Origin of the sequence: Nocardioides sp. CCNWLW239 (assembly GCF_037137035.1) — a bacterium.
Taxonomy (GTDB): domain Bacteria; phylum Actinomycetota; class Actinomycetes; order Propionibacteriales; family Nocardioidaceae; genus Nocardioides.
On record NZ_JBBBNW010000002.1, the window covers coordinates 149,696 to 170,379 of the forward strand.

The window sequence follows — 20,684 nt, forward strand, 5'->3', positions numbered from 1 at the left end:
CGGTCGATGAATTCGATGAGGGGCACCCAGGCGGTCGATGCCGTCTCTTTACACTCCCCGGTGGTCCCCCACCTGCGCCAGTCGTGTGCTCGTCAGTCTAACCGTTCAGGCGCGCCCGAATCGAACCCGCCGGCCGTCCACGGTGTAGCCCTCGCGAGCGATCCTTCCGACGGACTCGACGAGCATCGAGCGCTCGACGACCTTGATCCGCTCGTGCAGCGTCTCCTCGGTGTCGTCGTCCTCCACCGGCACCGTCCCCTGGGCCATGATCATCCCGGTGTCGACCCCGGCGTCGACGATGAACAGCGTCGCCCCGGTGACCTTCACGCCATACTCGAGCGCGTCCCGAGCCCCGTGCATCCCCGGGAAGCTCGGCAGCAGCGCCGGGTGGGTGTTGAGCGTCTTCCCCCCGAACCGGTCGAGGAAGGCAGCTCCGACGAGCTTCATGAAGCCGGCGGAGACCACCAGATCAGGCTCGTACGCCGCCACCGACTCCGCCAGCGCCGCATCCCACTCCTCGCGCGACCCGAAGTCCTTGACCCGGTGCACGAAGGTCGGGATCCCCGCGTCGGTCGCCCGGGTCAGCCCCTGGATCCCGTCGCGGTCGGCCCCGACCGCGACGACCTCGGCCCCGTACTCCGGGTCGGCACAAGCATCGAGAAGGGCCTGGAGGTTGGTGCCCGAGCCGGACACGAGGACCACGATCCGCAGTCGAAGCGGAGCTCGAGACGATCGGTTGAGCGACATGCTGCGAACTCTAGGCTCCCGGGTCTGCCGGAAGGGAACGCCGGTGCCACCAGGTCATCGTGAGCCCGGCGAGGAGACCGGCGAGACCGAAGAAGGCGATGGCGTTGACGAGCACCTGGCCGGCGTAGGGCCCGACGTCGAGCATCCGGCCGGGGCCGACGGCACCGCCGGCGATGCCGGAGGCGATGGCGACGAGCAGCCCGGCGACCACGCCGGCGCTGACGCCGCGGAGCGCACCCTCGGACCAGCGCAGGGTGGGCCGGACCCGGCTCACCCGGCACACGGCCCAGAAGGCGGTCAGCGGACCGAGCGCCATCACCGCGGCGACCCAGGCGGGCGGGGCGCCGTTGTCGGGGAGCGCGGCGAGCATCGGGAACATCGGCAGCGGGCCGAGGGTGACCGCGGTGGGCGTCACGGTGGTGCCGATGCCGACGGAGAAACCCGGCCCGAGGGCGTACGCGCTGGCGCAGAGCACCGCGTTGGGTAGCACGAGGACGGCGAGCAGGGAGTAGAGGATGATCCCGCCGACGTCGAGGTGGAGCTGGGAGACGACGTTGACCGAGGTCGTGAAGTCGGTGAAGAGGGCCGCGAAGAACACCAGGGTGCTGACCGCGATCCACCACAACAGGATCGACCGGACCATCACGAGTACGTCGACGGCGGCGCGCGGCAGCAGGGTGATCCACAGTGCCGCCCGGCCGGATCCGACCGCGATCGCGGGCAGAGCCACGACCACGCAGAGCCCGACCGACCAGGCGAAGACGCCGATGATGCTCGGCGAGGTCTCCGGCGTGCCGGCGATCACGGCGGTCGCCACCGCGGTGGCGGTGTAGCCGAGCGCGAAGAGCCCGGCCACGGCCGGCACCGTCAGGTCCCGCTCGCCGTCGGCGAGGGCGTTGGCGTCGGGACCGTGCAGCGAGACCGAGTCGCCGACCCGGATCGCGACCTGCCACATGGCCCAGGCGAGGACAAGGGTCAGCCCGAGCGGGATGACCGTGATCGCGACTCCGGAGACGAACACACCCGAACCGTGGCCCATCAGCCACCCGAGCGCAGCGACACGCAGGGCGTCCGACGGCTCGCCGTGGGCTCCCATGTCGCTGATGAACCAGCCGAGGATGCCGATCGCCAGGCACACCACCAGCGTGGCGGCCGCGGTGCCGATGCCGCCCAGCAGGGCGACCGCGACCAGCGGCCGGCGGTGGCGGAGATCGTGGAGATCGTCCGCGACTCGCCCGCGGTCAGGGGTGCGTGGAGGCAGCAAGGACGACATCGCGACCCATCCTCCCAAGCCCGGTCGCCTCGATCTCGGCGACTCGCCGCCACGTCCGGTCCCCGGGTTGGTCACAGCTGTTGATACCCGTCTGTGCATCTGCGGGCATTGCCGTTCATTCGATCGAATCACCTACAGTTGACCGCTGACATGGGCATGACCACGGCAGATCACGAGACCTTCGAGGCGTTCTACCAGGACGTCCGCGGACGACTCCTGCTCCAAACCTGGTCCCTGACCGGGGACCTGGAGGCCGCCAAGGCCGCCGTGCGCGGAGCGCTCGTCATCACCTGGCACCACTGGCGCAAGGTGAAGCCGATGGACGACTTCGAGCGCGAGGACTGGGTCCGCCCGATCGCCTGGTCCAAGGCGATCCGCAACCACTCGGTGCCGTTGCTCCACCGCGACCAGACGATCGCTCCGGAGGCCCGCACCACCCTCGCCGCGCTGCGCAGCCTGCCGCTCCACGACCGCAAGGTCTTCCTGCTCGGCCACCTCACCAGCGTCGACCTGGCCCAGCTGGCCCGCGAGGTCGGCACCCCGATCAGCCGCACCGAGACCGACCTGCAGGGCGCCAACGCCGCCATCTGCGACGAGCTCGGGATCGCCCCGGAGCAGCTGCAGTCCATCTTCGACCCGCTCGTCGACGTACTCACCGAGCAGCCCTGGCCGACCGCGTCGACGATCACCTCCGCCGGCGCGGTGCGCCGACGGGTGCACACCGCGATCGGCGCGGTCGCGGCCATCGCCGCCCTGGTCGGCACCGGCTTCTTCGTCACCCAGGACGCCGAGACCGAGCCCCGGCTCAACACGCTCTCGATGAAGTCGGCGGCCGAGGAGTTCGAGATCGAGCCGAGCCAGATCCCCGGCAAGAAGCTGACCGCCAAGGACCTGATGACCGAGGACGAGGTGGCGAAGATCTACGGCGGCTCCTGGGCCGTCGACATCTCCTCCGACAACCTCGAGGGCACCGGCCTCACCATCCCCTGCCAGATGGACACCTCCGCCGACAAGCGGCCGGTGGCGAGCATGGCCCGCACGTTCGCCGCCAAGGCCAACGTGACCACTGCCGGCACCACGATCGAGTCGTCCGTCGACGCGAAGGCGGCGGCTGCGGCCTACAAGACGATGCAGGGGTGGTACGCCGCATGTGCCGAGCCCCGCTACCAGCTGATGACCACCGAGTCGGTCGCCGGCATCGGCGACGAGGCCACGCTGTTCACCTACCGCGACTGGGAGAACAACCGGGCGGTGGCCTACGGCGTCGCGCGGACCGGCCGGCACACCGCCGCCGTGACCGTGAAGATCGACGGCAAGTCCAGCACGACCGCGGCCAAGACCTCGACCATGCTCGGCACCGCCGTCCACAAGCTCTGCTCGATGCCCGGGGCGGGCGCGTGCGTGGAGACCAAGCGACCGCGTACGACACTGGTCCCGATCGCCACCGGCAAGGTGCCCGCGCTGATCAACGAGACCGACCTGCCCCCGGTGGCCACCATCGGCGATCCCTGGGAGGGCACGGAGCCGAAGCCGGCGAAGTCCAACCCGGCCCAGACCCGCTGCGACAACACCGAGTTCAACGTCAAGGGCATCTCCGAGGCGCAGACGCGCGACTTCGTGATCCCGGAGACGAAGAAGAAGCTCGCCAAGACCTTCGGCCTCACCGAGACCGTCGGCAAGTTCGGCTCCGCCCAGGAGGCGCAGGCGTTCAACGTCGCGATCAAGAAGCGGCTGGACAAGTGCAGCGACAAGCAGCTCGGCAGCCACGTCACCCAGGTCGCGACCGAGCCGATCAAGGACGGCGTGCTCACGGTGTGGTACATCCGGGTCGAGCTCGAGAACTCCTCCGTCTTCTACCGGATGGCTGCGATCCGCCGAGGCGCCAACGTCGCCCAGATGAGCTTCAACCCGGACGGCGCCGCCGACATGAGCGACGCCGACTTCGTCGCGCTCGCCAAGCGTGCGGCATACCGGCTCGACTATCTCTAAGTTTTCCCTCGCCGGATGCAACCGGAGTCTCCCCTCACGCGTCTGAACCGTCGAGACTGGCACAGGGCCAGGATCGGCGACGCCCGCCCGGGGAGGCATGCGATGGACGAGGATGAGTTCGACGCGTTGTACAACGCGTCCTACCGCCGCGTGTGCGCTCAGGTTTACGCCATGATCGGCGACTTCGACGAGGCCGCCGAGTGCGTCCAAGAGGCCTTCGCCCGCGCCTGGGCGCACCGCCGCAAGATGTCCTCGGTCGACTACCCCGAAGCGTGGATCCGCACCACCGCCTATCGCCTCGCGGTGGGTCGCTGGCGTCGCAAGAAGTACGCCGGTCGCGCAGCCGACAGAGCCGTCGGGGTGAAGACGGAGATGCCCGCGATCGACGAGAGTCACGTCGCTCTCGTCGCCGCGCTCAAGCAACTCCCCGAAGCCCAGCGCCAGGCCATCGTCCTGCACCACATCGCCGACCTGCCGGTCCATCAGGTCGCGGCCGAGGTGGGCGTACCCACCGGAACCATCAAGGCGCGGCTCTCCCGCGGGCGTGCCGCCCTGGCCGCCCTGCTCACGGACGAAGCACCTGGCACAGCACTGGAAGGAGGCGTGCGATGAGTGACCCGATCTCCCGCCTGGACCAGTTCCGCGCCGATACCCCCGGAGTACCGATGAAGTCCGCAAGCGACGTACGCCGCCGGGGCGACCAGATCCGTCGGAGACGCCGTACGGCGGTTGCCGCCGGCGCTGCCGTGGTGGCGGCTGCTGTCGCTGGGCCGATCATCTTCTTCTCCACCGGGTTCGGCGACAAGGCCATCGATCCCGCACCAGCACCGAGCGAGACCCCGAGCAACGTCATCCCCAGCCCCTCGGGACCCGCGTCGACCCCGCCCTCTGATCTCACCCGTGCCCACCTGCCGACCGAGGACGACGTGGTCGCCGACGCCCCCTTCCCGCCGTGGATGGTGGAGCAGACCTACGACGGGGAGGGGAGGTCGGACCACAACGAATGCCTGACCACTCCGCTGGCCGACATGGGTGCTCTGGCGACAGTGCGGCGTGACTTCGTCCCCGAGCCCGGGGCCGAGCTCAGCGACTCGGCCGGAACGTTGCGCGCCGTAGTTGCGGAGTTCTCGTCGCCGGCCGAGGCCGAGAAGGCACGCGAGAAGCTCTCCGAGGCGGCCACCGCATGCTCGTCGGTCGACGCGGAGATCGCGGGGTACCTTCCCATCCAAGGTGGCGTCATCACGGGCGGCAACGTCGACGTCGTCACCTACCTGCCCGACGACCCCGACATGAACGCACGCTGGGAGATCGTCACGGCCGTCGTCTCTGCGGAGGACCGGGTGCTGGTGATGACCCGGAAGCGCGGCGTACAGGACTACGTCCCGCCGACCGATGTGCAGACCTCGGCTATCAACGCCGCCCATCGGATGGTGGGAGTGAAGAGCCCCGTCGAGCCGTCGTCCGATCCCAGCGCCACGGCGCCGGTGTCCAGCAACGCGCCCGAACCGACGCTCTCGGCGAGCAACCTCCTCACCGGCGAGGACGCGATCTACCCCAACGGCGGCGCCATGGACTGGGTGGAGTCCTCCGGGTCGACCCGAGCCGGCGACGCCGCTCCGTTCGGTAACGTCTGCTGGCAGGGATCGATGAAAGCGCGCGGCGCCACCACATCGATGCAGCGAGACTTCGTCCTCGAGACCGCCGAGGGCGGCGACTCCGACGCCGACGCGTACCTCAACGCGACGATCGCCGAGTTCCCCTCCAACGAGGAGGCCCAAGCGGCGTACGAGGACGCACAGACCTGGTTCGACAGCTGCAACCCCAAGGGCTCGGACAGCTTCAAGTCCAACCCGTTCGAGAACGTGCCGATGGCAGCCAAGGCAGAGGGCGCCACCGGGCTCGCGATCTACGGTCCGATCACGGCAGCGCCCGGGACGCAGTACGACCCTGCCGACCGCGAGAACGACGGCTGGTTCCTCGAGATGGGCGTCGTGCTCAGCGGCAACCGGGTCGCCATCCTCAGCCAGCTGGTCAGTGGTCAGGACTACAACTGGCTCGCGGAGGATGGCGGTACGCCGGTACGGCAGATGCTTCCCACGGCGGCCGAGCGCCTTTCCTACGAGTAGAAGAAATACCTCCGGGACATCGCCGATGTCGCCATACTCGGCCAGAACAGTTCCCATCGGATCGGAGTACAGATGTCACGTAGGTCATCACATCGTCTTGCCGGACTCATCGTCGCTTTCCTGGCTGCACTCAGCACCTCCCTCATTGCAATCAGCCCGGCCTCTGCCGCAGTAGCGAGGAACGGGCATTGCGAAGTCGGCGAGTTCTGCCTTTACTACAGCAACAACCAGGGTGGATCGGTTTCCGACTTCGCTGGTTCGGTGTCTGACTATGGGACGAGCCAGCCGACCTGCTACGAGTTCAAGGGAAGTGGCACGGGTCAGGGCTTGTGCGTCAAAAACAGGGCCGCATCAGTCTGGAATCGCACTGGTCGCAGCGTCCGCGTCCACTACAACTCTGGCTATGGCGGGGCCTACCAGACGATCGCGGCTGGCGCTAGCCCTGACCTGAACAGCACTCTCTACAAGCAAAACGCTTCGCATCGTTACCTCTAAGACGCTGCGGCTGCTTTAGCGCCCCGCGACCAAGTTCGGTCGCGGGGCACTCAGATGCTGGCCTACATCAGAAGGATCGCAGATTCTCGCGAACGAGAGTCGCAGCCGGCATCGGCGACCTGCGCTGAGTCTTTCGAAAGGCCGATCGCCCAGCAAAATATGATGATGGTATGAGGGCTCCGAAGGTGCGGAAGGCGATTGCACTGGACTCTGATCTTGTCGCTGAGTTCGAGGGTGGTCCGGCCGAACACTCTGCGACAGTAAACGCTGTGGTCCGGGCCGAGAAACGGCGGCGCGACGACCAGGCCGCACTCACGACCTACGTTGCTGAACTGGCGAACACATTTGACGAGCCCCATCTGGAGACTCTTGCGGCGTGGCCGCAGTCTTCGGCTCGGTCCGCGCCGACGACGCGAGCGGCGACTACAGCCGGATGTCAGAGTGATCCTGGTCCTCGACTCGGATGCGGTCTCGCGACTCATAGGCGCAGGCGCAGCCATGTTGGCACGGGCGACGAGCACTTCTAGCAACCGCGGAAACACCCTGACTCTGAGTTGATTGCAACGATCTAGGAAGACCCGCGCGCGACGACTGCGGCGGTGCTCTCCGAGAACGCTCGGACCAGCCATGCGGCAGCAGTGAGCTCGTTCCTCGGCCGCAACCGGCACATCAAGGTCGTCGCAACCGACGAGAAGCTGGCGCCAGTCGTCGGTCGAGTTCTGTCCCGCGCACGGCGCGGATCCGCCGACCACGTCGACGCGACGGTCGTGGCGACCGCCGTGCGCAGCTCTGTCAGTGGTGCGGTCATCGCCACCAGCGACGCGGACGACATCGAGCACCTGCTCGACGCCTCAGGATTTCCACGCGTCGACGTCCTCGCGCTGACCTGAGCCTCATGACGGTGACTCCGATCACAGCGGACGTATCCGGGGAAGACATCTCACCATCACGGCGTTCGGGCACTGCAGAGCCCTGACCCGCGCCAACCCTGGGAGAAGCCCTCTCGTGTCCACCACCTCCACCGCCCGACGGCGGCTGCCGCTCCCGTCCTTCTCGGTCCAGATCATCCTGGGTCTCGTCCTCGGCGTCGCGCTCGGCGCGGTCGCCCGGGCGATGGGCCCCGGGGCCGGCGACGAGGCCAACTGGCTGACGACGACGCTGGCCACGATCGGCAGCTCTTTCGTCTCGCTGCTCAAGGCCGTCGTCGTACCCCTGATCTTCACCGCCATCATCGCTTCGATCGCCAACCTGCGTACGGTGAGCAACGCGGCCCGGCTCGCCGGGCAGACGCTGCTGTGGTTCGCGATCACCGCGGCGATCTCGGTCACCATCGGCATCGGGCTCGGGCTGCTCTTCCGCCCGGGCAGCAACACCGCGGTCAGCGCCGCCGATGCGGCGGAGACCGGCGCGTCCGCGTCGTGGCTCGACTTCCTGCAGGGTCTGATCCCGGGCAATTTCCTCGGCCTCGAGGCATCGACGAGTGTCGAGCAGGTCGGCGGGAGCCCGCTGGCGGAGACCGCGCTGAGCTTCAACGTGCTCCAGGTGCTCGTGGTGGCCCTCGCCATCGGTATCGCGGCGCTCAAGACCGGCGACAAGGCCGAGCCGTTCCTCGCCTTCAACCGCTCCTTCCTCGCGATCGTGCAGAAGGTGCTGTGGTGGATCATCCGGCTGGCTCCGATCGGCACGCTCGGCCTGATCGGCAACGCGGTCGCGTCCTACGGCTGGGACTCGTTGAGCTCGCTGGCCTGGTTCGCGGTGGCGGTCTACGTCGGCCTGGCCCTGGTCCTGTTCGTCGTCTACCCGGTGCTGCTGCGGATCAACGGCCTCAACCCGATCTCCTACTTCCGCGGCGCCTGGCCGGCGATCCAGCTCGCCTTCGTGTCCCGCTCCTCGGTGGGCACCATGCCGGTGACGGAGCAGGTGACGGTCAAGAACCTCGGCGTCCCCCAGGAGTACGCCTCGTTCGCCGTCCCGCTCGGCTCGACCACCAAGATGGATGGCTGCGCCTCGATCTACCCCGCTATCTCGGCGATCTTCGTCGCCCAGATCTTCGGCATCGACCTCAGCATCACCGACTACCTGCTGATCGCCTTCGTCTCGGTCGTCGGCTCGGCAGCAACCGCCGGCCTCACCGGCGCGGTCGTCATGCTGACCCTCACACTGTCGACCCTCGGCCTGCCGCTGGCCGGCGTCGGACTGCTGCTCGCGATCGACCCGATCCTCGACATGGGACGCACCGCGGTCAACGTCGCCGGACAGGCGCTGGTGCCGACCATCGTGGCCAAGCGCGAAGGCATCCTCGACATCGACCGCTACCGCTCCGCCTCCGCGGAGGGCCTGCTGACCGACGACGAGCCCGCCAAGGAGACCGTCGCCGCCTGAGCCCTCGGGATTCAGCGCCCCGGCAGCCATCCGGCTGCCGGGGCGCTGTCGTCTCACCCGGGGTAGGAAGCCCTGGCGCGGGCGGTCCGCAGGGCCTCGGCCCACCAAGCGAGCTGGGCGAGCATGCCCTTGGCGTACACGGCCGATTCCGGGTCACCGGGACGGCCCTCCTCGTCGAGGCGCTCCCAGTAGCGGGGGAAGGCGAGGCGGGCCTGGAGAGGATGCGCGTGCAGCTCGGTGAGCACGTTCTCGAGGTGCAGGGCGGCGTGGCGTCCGCCGCTGTCGCCGCCGTAGGAGACCAGCGCGACCGGTTTGGCCTGCCACTGGGTGAAGTGCCAGTCCAGCGCCGACTTCAACGACGCGGGGAAGCTGTGGTTGTACTCCGGCGTGACGATGACGAAGCCGTCGGCCGCCTCGAGAGCGGCGGTCAGGTCACCCTGGCCCTCGGGCCGCGGGTAGTCGGCGCCGGCCATCTTGGGCGACTCGGCGGGTAGGGACAACGGGATCTCATGGTCTGCCAGGTCGATCAGATCGACGTCGAGACCGCCGTACGCCTCGGTCTGCTCGGCCATCCAGGTGCCGAAGATCGGGCCGCCGCGACCTTCTCGGACGCTGGCGGTGATGACTGCGATACGTAGTGATTCGTTCATGTCATCCAGCCTCGTGCGGCTCGGCGGGCGGCGGGAGACCGAGCCGAGGCTGGCCCCCGCAGGGCCACCCTCAGCACACCGGCTGCCCGTAGGCTTGGGCCATGCCTGCCAACCCGGGAGCCCTCGGCTCGTTCATCAGGGACCGCCGGGACCAGACCACGCCGGAGAGCGTCGGTCTCCCGGTCGGCGTACGCCGCCGCGCGCCCGGCCTGCGGCGCTCCGAGCTGGCCACGCTGGCCGGGATCAGCGTGGAATACCTCGTCCGTATCGAGCAGGGTCGCGACCGCCATCCTTCACCCCCGGTCCTGCGGGCGATCGGGGACGCGCTGCGCCTCGACACCGCGGGCCGCGAGCACATGCGCGCGCTGGCGATGGCCTCCAGCGGGCAGTGCGTCGGGGCCTACTCCTCCGGTCGTGAGGTACGTCCGGGCGCCCGCGCCGTCGTGGAGCAGTTCGAGCCGGGGCTGGCCGTGCTCACCAACCGGCTCGGTGACGTGCTCGCGCACACCTCCGGGTTCGAGGCGCTGGCGCGCCCGCTCGGCGTGCTCGACGAAGCGGAGCCGAACCTGACCACCTACGTCTTCCTCGACCCCCGGGCCCGCGAGGCGTTCCCCGACTGGGACCGCGTGGCCGACGACCGGGTCACCAACCTCTACCGCGGACCCACCGCAGGCGCCTCGCGCCGGCTCATCGACGCCATCTCGGAGCAGGCGGGGCCGGAGTTCACGGAGCGGCTGAACCGACACGAGCAGCCCCACGGCGGCGTATGGCGCTGGCGCCACCCGGAGGCCGGTGAGCTTCGGCTCGACGTCGAGGAGCTCGAACTCCCGGCCGCCGACAACCAGCAGATCCTGGTGCTGATGCCGGCCGACGACGCCACCGCCGAGTCCCTCGACGCACTGCGGCGCCGCCGCTCCGGCGCCCTGCGCGCGGTCTAGAGACGCGAAGTGCCCCGCGACCGAACCCGGTCGCGGGGCACTCAGCTGCTGACGTAGGTCAGAGGGACTGCAGGATCTCGCGAGCGAGAGCAGCCGTCTCCGACGGGGTCTTGCCGACCTTCACGCCGGCGGCCTCGAGGGCCTCCTTCTTCGCCTGCGCGGTGCCGGCGGAGCCGGACACGATCGCACCGGCGTGACCCATGGTCTTGCCCTCCGGAGCGGTGAAGCCGGCGACGTAGCCGACGACAGGCTTGGAGATGTTCTCCTTGATGTAGGCCGCGGCACGCTCCTCGGCGTCGCCACCGATCTCACCGATCATGACGATGACCTTGGTCTCGTCGTCCTTCTCGAACGCCTCGAGGGCGTCGATGTGGGTGGTGCCGATGATCGGGTCACCGCCGATGCCGATGGCGGTGGAGAAGCCGAAGTCCTTCAGCTCGTACATCATCTGGTAGGTCAGCGTCCCCGACTTCGAGACCAGACCGACCGGGCCCTTGCCGGTGATGGTGTGCGGCGTGATGCCGGCCAGCGACTCGCCCGGCGTGATGATGCCGGGGCAGTTCGGGCCGATCATCCGGGTCGCCTTGCCCTGCAGGTAGGACCACACCTCGGCGGTGTCCTGGACCGGGACGCCCTCGGTGATGACCACGATCAGCGGCATCTCGGCGTCGATGGCCTCGATCGCGGCGTCCTTGGTGAACGCCGGCGGGACGAAGAGCACCGACACGTTGGCGCCGGTCTCCTTCATCGCCTCCGCGACCGTGCCGAAGACGGGGAGGGTGACGTCCTTGCCCTCGTGGTCCTTGTGGCTCACCGTGGTGCCGGCCTTGCGGGCGTTGACGCCACCGACGATCTGAGCGCCCGAGTCGAGCATCAGCGCGGTGTGCTTCGCACCCATGCCGCCGGTGATGCCCTGGACGATGATCTTGCTGTCCTTGTTGAGGTAGATGCTCATGTTTCTCTCTCCTGACCTCAGGCGTTGGCCAGCTCGGCGGCCTTGTCGGCGCCGCCGTCCATGGTGTCGACGATGGTGACCAGCGGGTGGTTGGCCTCGCTGAGGATCTGGCGGCCCAGGTCCACGTTGTTGCCGTCCAGACGCACGACGAGCGGCTTGGTGGCCTCGTTGCCGAGGATGTCCAGCGCGCCGACGATGCCCTTGGCGACCTCGTCACACGCGGTGATGCCACCGAAGACGTTCACGAACACGGACTTGACCTGCTCGTCGTTCAGGATGACGTCGAGACCGTCGGCCATGACCTGCGCGTTGGCGCCGCCACCGATGTCGAGGAAGTTGGCGGGCTTCACGCCGCCGTGAGCCTCACCGGCGTAGGCGACGACGTCGAGGGTCGACATGACCAGGCCCGCGCCGTTGCCGATGATGCCGACCTGACCGTCGAGCTTGACGTAGTTGAGGCCCTTGTCCTTGGCCTTGGCCTCGAGCGGGTCCTCCTCGTCACGGATGACGAAGGACTCGTGGTCCTCGTGGCGCACCTCGGAGGCGTTCTCGTCCAGCGAGACCTTGCCGTCGAGGGCCTCCAGCTTGTCGCCCTCGAGGCGAGCCAGCGGGTTGACCTCGACGAGGGTCGCGTCCTCCTCGGTGAACACCGTGTAGAGGCTCTGGATCATCGAGACGGCCTGCTCGAAGACGGGCTCCGGGAAGCCGCACTCGGTCGCGATCTCGCGCGCCTTGGCCTCGTCGACGCCCTTGCCGGGGTCGATGCCGATCTTCTTCACGGCGTCGGGGTTGGTCTTGGCGACCTCCTCGATCTCCACACCACCCTCGACGGACGCGATGCAGAGGTATTGCCGGTTCGAACGGTCCAGCAGGAAGGAGAAGTAGTATTCCTCCACCGGCGGGGTCGCCGGGGTGATCAGCACCCGGTTGACCTTGAGGCCCTTGATCTCCATGCCGAGGATGTTCGAGGCGTGCTCGAACGCCTCGTCCGCGGTCTTGGCCAGCTTCACGCCGCCGGCCTTGCCGCGGCCACCGGCCTTGACCTGCGCCTTGACGACGCAGAAGCCGATCTCCTCAGCGGCCTTCCTGGCTTCCTCAGCCGTCTCGACGACGACACCTTCGGTCACGGCGACGCCGTGCTTGGCGAAGAGCTTCTTCGCCTGGTACTCCATGAGATCCACTGATCCACCTGGTCTGTGTGTTGCGGTACGGGACGGCGTACCGCAGGGATCGGCGGTCGACGTCCTCGTCTTCAGATGTGTCCGTTCAGCACCTTAGACCCCGAAGTTGCCGGGTTACGAGCCCAGGGCCCACGACGTGACGTACGCCACTAGCGGCCCACCACGCCGAAAACACCGCACGGACGCCCACAAATCGGCAACATCGAGTAACACCGCCTGATCCTCCTCGGCCGGGCGCCTGTGAGGCGTACGCGGCGCCCCGCCGTCCCGAGACGCGGGGATATCGACATCCCATCGAGGCTCAAATGACCCGAAGACACGCATTTCGCCGGTACGTGTGAAATCGCAATCGAGTTCCGAATCTGGCGGATTTGTGCAGATCAGCGACGGAATCCGCAGCCGCCGAAGGTGAAATCAGCGACACGGGCGTGCCACATTTCTTGACCGCGCCCTCCGGTCCGTTACAGTCATGGCTCGCCGTCTGAACCCCGAACAGCGGAGATATGAACTGATGGGCAACCACCGAGCCGAGGTCACCAGTGACGCTCAGCGTTCGGTCACCCCTTCCCCCGGAGCAACCACGAGCAGCAGCAGCTACGTCGGGAAGCGGCGCGCAGCGCCGGCGACCGACAGCCCTGCCTCCAGGCCTGCCCCGCGAGCGACCGGATCGACCTCCTACGTCGGGAAGCGGCGCGCCGCGCCGTCCCCCGCCGTCGGGACCGCGACACCATCCCCCGCCCCAGAGACTCCAGAGGAGCCGGTCGCCAAGGCCCGGCCCAACCGCGTGGTCCTCGAGCAGACCGGCATGCTGCCGGTCGTCGGGTCCCCCCGCGACGACGCTTCCCTCGACAGAGACAGCACCGACGGCCGTATCTCGACCGGTGAGCTGCGCGCTCTCGTCGAGGGCGACGGCGGCTCCTCCTTCCCGGCCTCGTTCCCGACGACGCCTCCTGCTGCCCCCGCGTCCCGGCCGATCGTGCCGGTGCAGCGACGGGCAGCCCAGATCGACCCGGTCCTGGCCGACCTGCTCTCCTCGATGGGCATCGACCCGGACAAGGTGACCCCCGAGGTGCTCGAGGACCTCGGCGTCGGGGGGATGACCACCTCCGAGCTCACCATGTTCCTGACCCAGCCGACCAAGGCTGCGCCGGCGAAGGCCGCGGCGAGCAAGGCGGTCTCGACCAAGACCCCGCCGCGTGGCATCCCGGCTGCTCCGGTGGCTCCGCCTGCCCCGGTCGCCCCTGTCGCTCCGATCGCCCCCGTCGTCCCGGAGCCGAGCTTCGAGGTCCCCGAGCCGACGTGGCGTTCTGAGCCTGCCGAGGCGCACACCCCGAAGCCGCTGCGGATGGCCAACACGTTCGCCCCGTTGACCGGCAAGATCCGCGCTGTCCGCGAGGCCCGCCAGGCCCCGGCGGCTCCGGTGACTCCGCCGCCTGCTCCGGCCCACCAGCCTGAGGTCAAGGAGCCCCGCGGGTTCGAGGAGGCGTTCGATGCGCCGCCGACCTCCTTCAAGATCGACACGACGTCGTTCCCGGCCCCGCCGGTGGCGCTGCCGCAGCAGATCGACTTCGACTCGATGGCGATCGACCTCCCGGCCGAGACCTACACGGCTGACGCGCCCTACTACGAGGCACCGCAGGCCGACCAGGCGTTCTACCAGGACGACTACACCGACGGCTACGGTCGCGACCCGCACCAGCCCGAGTCCTACTTCCGTGCCGACACGGGCAGCATCGACCTGCCGAGCATCAGCGAGATCGCGACCTACCGGCCCGAGCTCGACCTCCCGGCGGTCGAGACCACCGGCACCATGGTCGGCATCGGCGGGCCCACCCGCCCCCGCACCCGGCGCGCTGCGGCCGCGGCCGCAGGCGGCCGTCCGACGGTCCCGATGACCGCCGGCGCTGCCGCCCTCGCTGCCGCCATCGGTGGCATCGCGCTGACCGGCGGTCCGACGATGGTTGCCGCCGACGACGTACGCCTCGTCGGGGCCACCGCGCTCGGCGGCGACAGCGACATGGTCGTCGTCGGTGATCGCTCCGCGACCGTCAGCCGCAGCGACGAGCGCACCGAGGCCGACACCGCGGCGAGCGACCGTGAGAAGGCGCTCCAAGGCGTCGACGTCCAGGCCGACAAGCAGGACAAGTTCCTCAAGTCCAACATGTGGGAGCTGCCGATCCCGGCAGGCGTCTACCGCATCACCGGCACCTTCGGATCCTCGGGCTCCAACTGGTCCAGCACCCACACCGGTCTGGACTTCGCGGCTCCCTACGGCACCCCGATCCACGCCATCGCCCGCGGCACGGTCACCGAGACCGGTTGGGGCGGTGCCTACGGCGAGCGGACGATCATCACCCTCGAGGACGGCACCGAGATCTGGTACTGCCACCAGAGCGACTACGGCGTCTCCGTCGGCGACACCGTCTCCCCCGGAGACGTCATCGGCTACGTCGGCTCCACCGGAAACTCCACCGGCAACCACCTCCATGTCGAGGTCCGCCCCGGTGGTGGTGACGCCGTCGACCCCGACGCCGCCCTCAACGAGCACGGCGTGGATCCCAGCTGACGCCGAGTCGGCTCATCTTGACCGAAAATTCCGCCGAGTCGGCCCGTCAAGACGGGCCGACTCGGCGCGATTTCACGTCATGACGGGCCGACTCGGCGTGACTAGAGCTTCTCGACCGGCGCGTAGCGCAGCAGCAGGCGCTTGACCCCGGTGTCGCCGAAGTCGATGCTCGCGACCTGCTTGTCACCCGAGCCCTCGATGGTGACGACGGTGCCGAGCCCGAAGGAGTCGTGGGTGACCCGGTCGCCCGGGTCGAGCGACGGCACCGCACGGGCCGGCTTCGACTTCGAGGCGGCATCCGCACGCAGCGCTGCCGAGGAGAAGTTGCGGCGCCCGGCCGCCGTGGGCTGACCGAGCCGCTGGCCACCGCCCCAACTGTCGCCGGCGAAGTTGGGCCGGCCCCAGGAGGACATCTCCTTCTCCGTGCGGCGCCAGTCGACCAGGTCGACCGGGAGCTCGTCGAGGAAACGGCTGCCGGGATTGTGCGAGGGCGCGCCCCACGCGGACCGGACGACGGCACGTGAGATGAAGAGCCGCTGCTCGGCGCGGGTGATCCCGACGTAGGCCAGCCGGCGCTCTTCCTCGAGCTCGGTGCCGTCGCCGAGGGCCCGGGAGTGCGGGAAGACGCCGTCCTCCATGCCGGTGAGGAAGACCGCGGGGAACTCCAGGCCCTTGGCGGTGTGGAGCGTCATCAGGGTGACCACGCCGTCTTCGTCGTCGGGGATCTGATCGGTGTCGGCGACCAGCGCGACCCGCTCCAGGAAGTCGGCGAGGCCCGGTTCTACTGTGCCGGCGTCGACGTCGGCCGGGTCGGCGCTCGGGGCGGCGACGGGGTCGTCGGAGAACTCACGGGCCACCGCGACGAGCTCGGCGAGATTCTCCACGCGGGTCTCGTCCTGCGGGTCGTCGGACGCCTCGAGCGCAGCGAGGTAGCCCGACCTGTCGAGCACGGTCTCCAGGATGACGTCGGCGCGCTCGCCGGCGTCGACCATCTGCAGCAGCTCCTCGACCATCGCGACGAAGGCCTTGATGTTGGTCAGGCTGCGGGTCGCCATGCCGGGAGCGTCCTCGGCCTTCTGCAGTGCCTCCCAGAAGGTCATCCCGTCGCGCTCGGCGAGCGCGTTGACGCAGGCCACGGCGCGGTCACCGATGCCTCGCTTGGGAGTGTTGAGGATCCGCCGGAGCGAGACCTGGTCGTCGGGGTTGGCCAGGGTGCGGAGATAGGCCAGGGCGTCGCGCACCTCCTTGCGCTCGTAGAAGCGCACGCCGCCGACGACCTTGTAGGGCTGGCCGGTGCGGATGAACACCTCCTCGAAGACCCGCGACTGGGCGTTGGTGCGGTAGAAGACGGCGACGTCGGCGGCCTTGAGCCCACCGTCGACGAGCTTGTCGATCTCGTCGGAGACGAACCGGGCCTCGTCGCGCTCGTCGTCGGCGACGTAGCCGACGATGCGCTCACCGTTGCCGGCGTCGCTCCACAGCGCCTTCTCCTTACGGCCCTTGTTGTGCTTGATGACCGCGTTGGCGGCGGTGAGGATCGTCTGGGTGGAGCGGTAGTTCTGCTCCAGCAGGATCGTGGTCGCGTCGGGGAAGTCCTGCTCGAAGTCGAGGATGTTGCGGATGTTGGCGCCGCGGAAGGCGTAGATCGACTGGTCGGCGTCACCGACCACCATCAGCTCGGCCGGTTCGGCCCGCGGGGTGTCCTCCGTGTAGGAGTCGGTCAGCGCGGTGTCGTCCATCCGGTCGGCACAGAGCTCGTGCACCAGGGCGTACTGAGCATGGTTGGTGTCCTGGTATTCGTCGACCAGGACGTGGCGGAACCGGCGCCGGTAGACCTCGCGCACCTCCGGGTAGGCCCGGAAGAGCTCGACCGTCGACATGATCAGGTCGTCGAAGTCGAGGGCGTTCGCCTGGCGCAGCCGCTTCTGATACTCCTTGTAGGCCGCGACGTAGGTCTGCTCGAGGTGGTTGCGGGCGTCCTTCTCGGCCGCCTCGACGTCGCGCAGCTCGTTCTTCTGGTCGCTGACCCAGCTGAGCACCTGGCCCGGCTGGTAGTGGCGCGGGTCCAGGTCGAGATCGGTGAGCACCAGCTGCATCAGCCGCTTCTGGTCCTGGGCGTCGTAGATCGAGAAGTTGGACTTGAGCCCGACCTTGTCGATCTCCTTGCGGAGGATCCGGACGCAGGCGCTGTGGAACGTGGAGACCCACATGATCCGGGCACGCTTGCCGACCAGGGCCTCGACGCGCTCCTTCATCTCGGCCGCGGCCTTGTTGGTGAAGGTGATCGCCAGGATGCTGCCTGGATGAGCGCCGCGCTGGGAGATCAGCCACGCGATCCGCCGGGTCAGCACCCGGGTCTTGCCCGACCCTGCGCCCGCGACGACCAGCAGCGGCGCACCCTGGTGCTGCACCGCGGCCTTCTGGGGCTCGTTGAGCCCGTCGAGGAGCTCCTCGGCGCTCGGGCCACGTCGTTTCGTACGCGGCTCGTCGGCCGGCTGCGCCGAGGCGAAGGCCTCGAGGCCGGGAATGGTCGCAACAGGGGTCTGGTCAGGCGTACTCATGCTGGCTCCAGCCTAGAGTGCGCCACCGACAAGTCGCGGGTCGGCGGGCCCTGGGTGTGGGTCAGGAAGCGACGTGCGCGGAGGACCAGAAGACCGCCACGCAGACGTTGACGATCGTCAGGCCGAAGATCGTCCAGTAGAGGGCGTCGGAGATCTTGGGCTTGCGGAGCTGGGACATCACCAGACCGAGGATGACCAGGCCGATCACGAGCTTCACGCCGACCTTGGCGTGGTCGACCGGACCGTCGCCCATCTCGAGGACGCCGACGAGCAGCAGACCGGCCAGGAACGCGGTGCCGGAGCCGTCTCGCATGAGGCCGTTGGCGACCTTGTCAGGGGCCTTGATCTGCACCAGCAGGCCGCCGAAGAGCGCGGCGAAGCCGAGCAGGTGAATGACGAGCAGAATGTGCCGCACGATCTCCATGGGCACAGACTAGAGCCCGATCCCTCGGCCTCGGCAGGCGGCTCCCGCACGGAGACCTCCGGCGGGTTTTGGACACCTGTCTAGCCTAGTGACGACCGCCATTTTCGATCTCGGCTCCTTACGGAGGATTCTGACGTGTCATCACCTGACCCGACCCTGCCCTCGGGCAGATCCCGACCGCTCGACCAGCTTCGCCAGACCGCCCGTTTCGACGTACCCGCCTCGCTGGTCGTCTTCCTCGTCGCCGTGCCGCTCTCGCTCGGCATCGCCGTCGCCTCAGGGGCGCCGGTCGCCGCGGGCCTGATCGCAGCCGCAGCAGGCGGCATCGTCGCCGGCATCTTCGGCGGCTCACCGCTGCAGGTCAGTGGACCGGCCGCTGGCATGACCGTCGTGGTGGCCGAGACCGTCGCCGAGTTCGGCTGGGAGGCGACCTGCGCGATCACCGTGATGGCCGGACTCCTGCAGATCGTGCTCGGGGCCACCCGGCTGGGGCGGTATGCACTGGCGATCTCGCCCACCGTCGTCAGCGCGATGCTCGCCGCGATCGGGATCTCGATCGTCCTCGGCCAGCTCAACGTGGCGCTGGGCGGGACGTCACAGCCCAGTGCGATCGAGAACGTCAAGCACATCTTCCTCAACCTGCAGGAACCGAACATCCACGCCGTGCTGGCCGGGCTCGGCGTGATCGTCATCCTGATCCTCTGGCCGCGGCTGCCGCAGCGGGTCCGCGCGGTCCCCGGCCAGCTGGTCGCGATCGTTGCCATGACCCTGCTCGCCGCCGCCTGGCTGCCGGGGGCGGCGCGGGTCGAGCTCGGCCCCGACCTGCTCGAGGAGATCGGCTCGGTGGCCCTGCCGGAAGGGACCCCGCTCGCGATCGCCGGCGCGGTGCTCACCTTCGCCCTGATCGCGAGCGTCGAGAGCCTGCTCTGCGCGGTCGCCGTGGACAAGCTGCACGACGGTCCGCGCAGCAACCTCGACCGCGAGCTCGTCGGTCAGGGGCTCGCCAACAGCGCCTCCGGCGCGCTCGGCGGCCTCCCCGTCACCGGCGTCATCGTGCGGAGCTCCACGAACGTCGCCGCCGGAGCGCGCACCCGCGCCTCCGCGATCCTGCACGGTTTCTGGGTGCTGCTGTTCGCTCTGGTCCTGGTCGGTCTCGTCGAGCAGATCCCGCTCGCGGCGCTGGCCGGGCTGCTGATCATGATGGGCACCGGCCTCGTCCGCCCCGCCGACATCACCCAGGCGCACGCTCGCGGCGAGCTGTGGATCTACGCCCTCACCATCACCGGTGTGCTCGCGCTCAACCTCATCGAGGGCGTCCTGATCGGCCTGGTCGCCGCACTCGTCCTGGTGCTGTGGCGCCTGGTCCACGTGCGGATCGATGTACGCCAGGTCGGCCACGCCGCCGACGGCCGCGAGAAGTGGCTGGTCGAGGTGCACGGCAGCCTCTCCTTCCTGGCGACGCCCACCCTGGTGAGCCGCCTCTACGCGATCCCGGACGGACAGCTGGTCGAGCTCGATCTCCTGGTCGACTACCTCGATCCGGCCGGACGCGACCAGCTCGACCACTGGCGGGCTCGCTATGAGACCGCCGGTGGCACGGTGCACGTGGAGCACTCCGGCCCGCACGGTGTCGAGGCGCCTCGGCGGGAACGGGCGCTCAAGGCTGCGCCGATCAGTCCCCGCGGGCTGCTGCCGTGGGGCGCCTGGCAGGACGTACGCTCCGACCGGCACCACCCGCTGGCGCTCGGCGTCCGTGAATACCACCGCCGTCACGCGGCTCCGCTGCGTACGGTCTACGAAGGGCTCGCGGAGGGCCAGGAGCCGCACGCGGTCTTCCTGACCTGCGTCGACTCGCGGGTCGTGCCCAACCTGATCACGGCCAGCGGGCCGGGCGACCTGCTGACCGTCCGCACGATGGGCAACCTCGTGCCCGAGCCCGACAGCCCCGACACCTCGGTCGCGGCCGCCATGCTGTTCGGGGTGGACGACCTCGGCATCGACACCGTCGTGGTCTGCGGGCACTCGCGCTGTGGTGCGATCACCTCCGCACTGGAGAGCACCCGCGCCGGCGAGATCCCCGCCGGGCCGGTCGGCGACTGGCTGCGCCATGCCGCGCCGGCGATCCAGGAGTGGCAGACCGGCCATCCGGTCGGGCTCGCCGCTGCCGCTGCCGGCCGGAGCGAGGTCGACCAGGTGTCGCAGGTCAACGTGGCGGTGATGATCGACCGGCTCGGCGAGCTCCTGGCCGGCCGGGACGTACGTCTGGTCGGGCTGTTCCTGGACATCTCCGACGGCACGCTGCAGATCCTGCGTGCCGACGGGTTCGCGACGCTGACCGACGCGGAGACCGACGAGCTGGCCCACCTGATGGAGGCCCGCCCGCCGGAGCCCGCCTGA

At 69.1% G+C, this 20,684-nt stretch carries 16 protein-coding genes and 1 riboswitch; of the genes, 9 read left to right on the top strand and 7 right to left on the bottom strand.

The features are described from left to right. Positions 1–17: 17 nt before the first annotated feature. Positions 18–95, bottom strand: a riboswitch (ZMP/ZTP riboswitch). A 10-nt stretch (positions 96–105) separates the two neighbouring features. Beyond that, on the bottom strand, positions 106–747 hold the full coding sequence (gene purN / locus WBG06_RS06705) for a phosphoribosylglycinamide formyltransferase (protein ID WP_336735805.1): 642 nt from the start codon (positions 745–747) through the stop codon (positions 106–108). Between the two features lie 10 nt (positions 748–757). Next, positions 758–2,020 (bottom strand): cell division protein PerM, encoded by a 1,263-nt coding sequence (locus tag WBG06_RS06710; RefSeq protein ID WP_336735807.1) that lies wholly within the window; start codon positions 2,018–2,020, stop codon positions 758–760. 156 nt (positions 2,021–2,176) lie between these two features. Here WBG06_RS06710 and WBG06_RS06715 point away from each other — a divergent pair, with 156 nt between their 5' ends. The 6 genes from WBG06_RS06715 (at position 2,177) to WBG06_RS06735 (ending at position 9,012) form a co-directional block, all read left to right on the top strand. Beyond that, positions 2,177–4,009, top strand: coding sequence for a hypothetical protein (locus tag WBG06_RS06715; protein ID WP_336735809.1), 1,833 nt, complete (start codon positions 2,177–2,179; stop codon positions 4,007–4,009). Positions 4,010–4,111: 102 nt separating this feature from the next. Beyond that, positions 4,112–4,621 (top strand): RNA polymerase sigma factor, encoded by a 510-nt coding sequence (locus WBG06_RS06720; protein ID WP_336735811.1) that lies wholly within the window; start codon positions 4,112–4,114, stop codon positions 4,619–4,621. Continuing rightward, entirely contained in the window at positions 4,618–6,135 is a 1,518-nt protein-coding gene (locus tag WBG06_RS06725) for a hypothetical protein (protein WP_336735813.1), read from the top strand. Before WBG06_RS06720 ends, WBG06_RS06725 begins: the two co-directional genes overlap by 4 nt. Positions 6,136–6,207: 72 nt before the next feature. After that, positions 6,208–6,630, top strand: a complete 423-nt coding sequence (locus WBG06_RS26510; RefSeq protein ID WP_442945412.1) for a peptidase inhibitor family I36 protein — start codon at positions 6,208–6,210, stop codon at positions 6,628–6,630. 599 nt (positions 6,631–7,229) lie between these two features. After that, complete coding sequence (locus tag WBG06_RS06730) at positions 7,230–7,520, top strand: hypothetical protein (protein WP_336735815.1); 291 nt, start codon at positions 7,230–7,232, stop codon at positions 7,518–7,520. Between the two features lie 115 nt (positions 7,521–7,635). Continuing rightward, positions 7,636–9,012, top strand: coding sequence for a dicarboxylate/amino acid:cation symporter (locus tag WBG06_RS06735; RefSeq protein ID WP_336735817.1), 1,377 nt, complete (start codon positions 7,636–7,638; stop codon positions 9,010–9,012). A gap of 53 nt (positions 9,013–9,065) precedes the next feature. Here WBG06_RS06735 and WBG06_RS06740 read toward each other — a convergent pair whose 3' ends face one another. Continuing rightward, a complete protein-coding gene (locus tag WBG06_RS06740) occupies positions 9,066–9,662 on the bottom strand; it encodes an NADPH-dependent FMN reductase (protein ID WP_336735819.1) in 597 nt (198 codons plus the stop codon). 101 nt (positions 9,663–9,763) lie between these two features. Between WBG06_RS06740 and WBG06_RS06745 the strand changes: the two genes are divergently transcribed. Continuing rightward, positions 9,764–10,600: a helix-turn-helix domain-containing protein gene (locus WBG06_RS06745; RefSeq protein ID WP_336735821.1), complete on the top strand. Its 837-nt coding sequence runs from the start codon at positions 9,764–9,766 to the stop codon at positions 10,598–10,600. Between the two features lie 58 nt (positions 10,601–10,658). Here the strand turns inward: WBG06_RS06745 and sucD are convergent, their stop codons facing one another. Together sucD and sucC are read right to left on the bottom strand one after the other, a co-directional pair. Then, a complete protein-coding gene (gene sucD / locus WBG06_RS06750; RefSeq protein WP_336735823.1) occupies positions 10,659–11,555 on the bottom strand; it encodes a succinate--CoA ligase subunit alpha in 897 nt (298 codons plus the stop codon). A 17-nt stretch (positions 11,556–11,572) separates the two neighbouring features. Next, positions 11,573–12,736: an ADP-forming succinate--CoA ligase subunit beta gene (gene sucC, locus WBG06_RS06755; protein ID WP_336735824.1), complete on the bottom strand. Its 1,164-nt coding sequence runs from the start codon at positions 12,734–12,736 to the stop codon at positions 11,573–11,575. A gap of 511 nt (positions 12,737–13,247) precedes the next feature. Here sucC and WBG06_RS06760 point away from each other — a divergent pair. Beyond that, positions 13,248–15,302, top strand: a complete 2,055-nt coding sequence (locus WBG06_RS06760; RefSeq protein WP_336735825.1) for a peptidoglycan DD-metalloendopeptidase family protein — start codon at positions 13,248–13,250, stop codon at positions 15,300–15,302. Between the two features lie 101 nt (positions 15,303–15,403). Here WBG06_RS06760 and pcrA read toward each other — a convergent pair whose 3' ends face one another. Further along, a complete protein-coding gene (pcrA, locus tag WBG06_RS06765; protein WP_336735826.1) occupies positions 15,404–17,863 on the bottom strand; it encodes a DNA helicase PcrA in 2,460 nt (819 codons plus the stop codon). 61 nt (positions 17,864–17,924) lie between these two features. Then, positions 17,925–18,287: a hypothetical protein gene (locus tag WBG06_RS06770; protein ID WP_336735827.1), complete on the bottom strand. Its 363-nt coding sequence runs from the start codon at positions 18,285–18,287 to the stop codon at positions 17,925–17,927. Between the two features lie 135 nt (positions 18,288–18,422). Between WBG06_RS06770 and WBG06_RS06775 the strand changes: the two genes are divergently transcribed. Beyond that, the gene (locus WBG06_RS06775; RefSeq protein WP_336735828.1) at positions 18,423–20,684 is read left to right on the top strand and encodes a bifunctional SulP family inorganic anion transporter/carbonic anhydrase; all 2,262 of its coding nucleotides are present in this window, start codon (positions 18,423–18,425) and stop codon (positions 20,682–20,684) included.